The organism is Methanosaeta sp. UBA356, from assembly GCF_002496465.1.
In the GTDB taxonomy this organism is placed as follows: domain Archaea; phylum Halobacteriota; class Methanosarcinia; order Methanotrichales; family Methanotrichaceae; genus Methanothrix; species Methanothrix soehngenii.
In genome coordinates, this window is record NZ_DAKC01000030.1 from 1 (window position 1) to 5,142 (window position 5,142).

Genomic DNA, 5,142 nt, shown 5'->3' on the forward strand with positions numbered 1-5,142 from the left:
TCGGCTGCAAGTCCAGCCATCGTTGTCGCCATAATCGAGCAGTGTCCAAGGAAACCTCTAATTCATTAGCGATTTCACGATTGTTCTTACCCATTGCAGCCAGCAAAACAATCCGTGCTCGGATAACTTTTTGCTGCCCCGTAGTATACCGACGAACAAGCAATTCCAGCCCTTGGCGCTCGACGTCGTTCAAGTTGATTGCTGGTGGTTTCGGACCCGGCATTGATACTCCCCTGTTATAGAGTATCTGTCAATGACTATATATAAAACCTTATCGTTAGGTTCATCTCAGCCCGGCTGTACTAGCCAGAGCTCGTGGCCAACAACCATTTTTATCAAATCGGCGCTTTCCTCAAGTCGATCACTGAATGCATTTATCTGTTCTCGTAGTCCTCACTTCCTTCAAGAAGCCTCTTGATTGCTTTGGCATTGCTCCAAACTTCGATGATCCCAGCCTGTTTTATCTTGTTGAAATGGGCATCATTGGTGATGAGAATTGCATCGGTATAAAGGCAGGTCGCAGCATGAACAATATCTGACAGCTCGCTCTCCGGGAAGAATGCTGCGCAAGTATCTATTTCCTCCTGAGATGGATTCACATGGATCAATGCTTTCTTCAGGTAATTCAGAAGCTCATATGTACTCAATGCCTTTGCATATTTCTCATACTCAAAGATCAGAAGTTCATTGGCAAAAAGCTCAGCCGAGCTATCCAAAAGGTGATAGACGAGTTCCGTGCTCTTGGTCCATCCGCGCTTGACTGCTGCAATGAAGACGGTGTTATCTATGAGATACCTTGAACCTCTGACGGGCAAGTTGGTTGCTCTCCTCCTCAATCTCCCTTTCAAGTTGATCAAGATCGATGGACTTGGCTTTCTCTATCGCATCCTCAAGCAGAACTCGTAGGTTGATCTTCTTGAGGATAATCGTATCCTCTCCAAGCTCTTCTGCTAAGAATTCATCCCCCTCTTCTAGCTTCATCCTGTGACGGAGATTGCTTGGAAGCTGTACCCTTCCCCTATCATCTACTTTTGCGAGTGGCATATTATTACCCATTTAACCCATTTATGCCATAAATAAATATGCCTTCGATCCTGCAAAGTTCCAGGGGTCAACGCCATGGCTGCGGCCCTTCTCTCGCCGTCCATCCTGACGACCTCCGACCGATCATATCGCTCTGCAGATTCCTCCTTCTCGCAGCCGTTCTCAAGGCTTCCATGGCGGGAGGCGAGGAGGGTGAGCTTGCATATGTGGTTCCAGTCGATCATTAGACGCCCCAATTGGTTTCCGACTTTGCAGCTTTAGCTCGCTTGCGGATATGCCCATATGCCTCCAAACCGCGCACCCACCCACTTCTCGATGAATTCCTTATGAATCGCCTCGGGGTTCATATCCTTGAATAATTCTGGATAAAACCATTTAGCGCAATAGAAGGCACCAAGATATGAAGTGCTACTTCCTAACATGAGGGGACCATCGATTACGTAGACGCGGTTATTTTTTATTGCGCTGGTGTTCCTCAAGATCTCTTTGTTGAGCACCGTTTCTATATACTGTTTAGCCGCGACTGGATTCTTGAGATCATAGCCTGTAAGGCCACTTGGTTCTTCTCCTGCACCCCAATTCATAATAATTATGGCTTCTGGATCGCGCTTAAGCACCCATTCGGGATCCACTGTAACGGTGTAAGAACCTGGAATCTCACTGACGATGTTAAAGCCACCTGCCATTGTCACAGCATCGTGAATGCCAGATCCAATCGTGTTGCACTGCCAAGGCTCATTTGGAGAACCTCCAGCACCAAGGAGCACCCGAATCTCAGGATTTATTGCTTCAGTTCGTTCTTCTATTTGGCTTAGTTTGTCGTTTCTCCACAGAATAAATTTCTCAGCCTTCTCTTCATTCTCCAATAATTTTGCCAAATTTCTGAACTCTTGTTCAAACTTTCCAGTTTCAGCAAATTTCAACGCAATAACAGTAATATTTGAGGGCTCTAGTTTTTCTCTAATATCAGGTCTATCTCTAGCAGTAAAAATTACGTCAGGTTCGAGTGAAATTATCTTCTCGTAATCTAAGTCTAAATACTCGCCTATGGATGGTTTATCTTCCATTCCCGGAACCCAGGAATAAGCTAATTGTGCATCCGTAGTCACACCCACTATCTTATCTTGAGCTTCAAGGATGAAAAGGGGGATGTATGTAGTACTATGTTGGGTAATAATTTTTTTAATTGGCTTATATATCACAATCCTCCTATTTGATGAATCGTTGATCTCTATTGGATACTTCTCGTGGATATGCTTGATCTCCTGCAGCTCATCCGCAGATATCTTCCCCTCCTGTGCGAGCTTCTCCGCCGCCGCCACCTCATCGGCGGAAACGATCTTATCGCCGTTGCTGTCACCAGGAACGTCCGTTCCCTGTGCGAACGCTGATCCAATCATCAGCGCTGCACATGCTATAATTAAAGCTAAAGTACTCCATCTCATCTTGCTCCCTCCTGAAACTATCGCCCTTCGGGATGCTGCTCTGGATGGTACACAAACTCACCACGTTTGCTAAGATCGTAATCTATGCCCAGGAACTTGCTCAGATATTCCTGATGTATAGCATTTGGATCCATGTCTTTGAAAAGATCGGGGTAGAACCATTTGGCAAAATAGCAAATGCCTACAGGATAGATGGCATCCATCACGATATCAGATGCTAGTGTATAGACTCTCCCGCTCTTGACTGAGTCAGTACCGGCAAATCCAGGCCGATTCATGATCTCGTCCCTTTTTTCTCGCATGGCTGTGACATTATCTGCTTCCCATCCAATCTTACCAGAATACTTCCAGCCCATGAGATGAAGTATGACTTCGGGATTGCGAGCAATTATTTCTTCTGGATTTGTGGTAAAGGTTTCCTGTGAAGTATTCTCAAAGATGTTAGCTCCTCCGGCCAATGCGATGTAGCCTGCGCCTCGGGTCTGATAGTCATTGAAGACCTCATAGTATACTGTTGTTCTCTCATCGCTGGGTATCGTCTTCACTCTCTCGTTAATCTGGCTTAAATGCCCATCAATAAAATCGATCAGTTCGTTGGCTTCTTCTTTTTTATCGAAAAGATATCCTGTCTTATCAACCTCGTCCAGATATGTTTCTGGTTCTGCATAATCGAAACGGATAACCGCAACATCTGGATCTAGCGATTGTATTTTCTCCTGAATCGCATCCCATGTGGAAGCATTTCCGCCCGTAATCACCACATCTGGCTCAAGCTCCAGGATCTTTTCAAAATCAAGCGATTCAACCCGCGGTATCTCACCAACCACTGGAAGCCTGCTGAGTTTTGGGAACAGAGTTTGCTGCTCTGCAATGGGCGCTGTTATGCCAATAATCGAATCTTCGGCTTTTAACGCCTGCAAGGTTATTGCAGCATCGATCCAATAGGCAATAACTGCTCGCTGAATTGGCTTGTATATTGTCACCATCTGGTTGGCCGAGTCTGTGATAGTTTTTGGGTAATTTTCATGGATATTCTTTATCTCTTCAAGCTGAGCCTTTGTTATCTGTCCCTCCTGAGATAGTTTCTCTGCAGCCTTTTGCTCTTCAGTAGAAACGATCTTGTCGCCATTGCTATCACCTGGAACATCAATTCCCTTAGCAAACGCTGGCGCAATTGCACTTGATACAAACAGCGCCAGGATGAATGCAAAAATTTGCCATTTCATATTGCCAAACCTCCAACCAATATCCCTGAATCCTAACGCATTGCGTTCACCACTCTACTGGACCTCCATCACGAGTGTCGTGACGAAATTTGTCATATCGAACTCCTCATTAACTTTTTTAGTTGGATCCCTGTGTTTTGCCAAGAACATCCAATCCCCATCCTCAGTCATAGGCGTCTTCGCCCATCCATCATTTTTAAATTGAAACTTGGGTCCGATATGATATCCTTCGCTATTCTGACTGACGACAATGGGAACGAGGTCCACTATAGCTGTATAACAACCATCACCTGCAAATGGGAATCTGAGCCGATGTCTATCGCTCTCGGAGGACATCGTGGGTTGTATGGTACTGCCATCGGGTCTATAAATCAAGGGTTTGACCCTCGCCGGATTTAAAACACCATCAGTACGCATATTATGGCCAAAGAGCAGGGATACCTCTCTTTGATCTCCTTCTTGTTTAGCTTGGCCTAGCCAGAGCTCGTGGCCAACAACCATTTTTGTCAAGTCAGCGCTTTCCTTAAACTCCTGATGCATTTATCATTCCTTCTGATGCAGCTCATGCCACTAAGATAGGATGAGTATCAGTCATAAGAGATAAATCTATCTAAAATAGTAATACTAAATAAGAATTATTGTTCAAATATAAAATTCTAAATAGTAACCTGCATCGCTCTCCAGGCCAAAGAAGGGTAAGGTCGCCGGGCCCGAGCCGATTATCGGCGCCGTGATCGGCCAGCATGAACAATCCTTATCTACTTAAATGCCCATTCAATGTGCTTCACTGCTTCGGGAGCCATAAGGGGTATGAGCAATGGTACAGATCATACAAATAGGTCAATCTCCATATATCATTACCGGATCCGGGATTCTTTTTGTGTAGTGCGCCCAGCTTTAAGCAGCCGAATCTGGGTGGAGCGAAAGGAAGAGGTGTGCCCTGGCTATGGCAGACCTGCCAGGGCATAACAACAGTTAGTTATTGGTAAAGGAGGCCTAACTGGCTGCTGTAGCTCTTCAATAAAAGTTAATATTACTTATTAATAAACCTTTCTGTTATTGTAATATACAAGTCGGGTATAGTCTAAATCCTTTTCGAGCGGTGTTTTCTGCGAATAGATCAAGCTGCTTCAGGTCATGAGCTGAGATATACCACTACCAGATGTCTGAGAAGCAGGGATCGATGGCCTAGTAATACTAATCAAACAATAAGGCATAAATATTCATAATACCATAGCTAATATGGCGAAGGGCCTCTTGACTCAATCATCGGGGAGAAGTCAAGCCTCTCCCAGCCCTTCGCCCTCCTTCACGTGACAATGGGATGGCGGCTTTCCTTCTCGGCCATTATCCCATTAGCACCTTGGACTGTCTAGGAGAGGCTAAAATGAGGGTAAGGAATTGGTAATAGTGGCAAATGACCCCCA

General features: G+C 45.2%; 7 protein-coding genes. All 7 read right to left on the reverse strand.

The annotated features are described in order from the left end of the window. Positions 1-193, reverse strand: a 193-nt coding sequence (locus BP727_RS02200; protein WP_286857182.1) for a helix-turn-helix domain-containing protein, incomplete at its 3' end; no start/stop codon positions are given. Positions 194-374: 181 nt separating this feature from the next. Then, entirely contained in the window at positions 375-815 is a 441-nt protein-coding gene (locus tag BP727_RS02205) for a PIN domain-containing protein (RefSeq protein WP_286857183.1), read from the reverse strand. Further along, positions 781-1,056 carry an AbrB/MazE/SpoVT family DNA-binding domain-containing protein gene (locus tag BP727_RS02210; protein ID WP_286857184.1) on the reverse strand — a complete coding sequence of 92 codons (276 nt, stop codon included), beginning with the start codon at positions 1,054-1,056 and terminating at the stop codon, positions 781-783. The genes BP727_RS02205 and BP727_RS02210 overlap by 35 nt, the downstream gene beginning before the upstream one ends. Further along, positions 1,026-1,268, reverse strand: a complete 243-nt coding sequence (locus BP727_RS02215) for a hypothetical protein (RefSeq protein WP_286857185.1) — start codon at positions 1,266-1,268, stop codon at positions 1,026-1,028. The genes BP727_RS02210 and BP727_RS02215 overlap by 31 nt, the downstream gene beginning before the upstream one ends. 33 nt (positions 1,269-1,301) lie before the next feature. Further along, on the reverse strand, positions 1,302-2,489 hold the full coding sequence (locus BP727_RS02220) for an ABC transporter substrate-binding protein (protein WP_286857186.1): 1,188 nt from the start codon (positions 2,487-2,489) through the stop codon (positions 1,302-1,304). A gap of 17 nt (positions 2,490-2,506) precedes the next feature. Next, positions 2,507-3,715 (reverse strand): ABC transporter substrate-binding protein, encoded by a 1,209-nt coding sequence (locus tag BP727_RS02225; RefSeq protein WP_286857187.1) that lies wholly within the window; start codon positions 3,713-3,715, stop codon positions 2,507-2,509. 54 nt (positions 3,716-3,769) lie between these two features. Further along, entirely contained in the window at positions 3,770-4,225 is a 456-nt protein-coding gene (locus BP727_RS02230; protein WP_286857188.1) for a hypothetical protein, read from the reverse strand. Positions 4,226-5,142 lie beyond the last annotated feature (917 nt).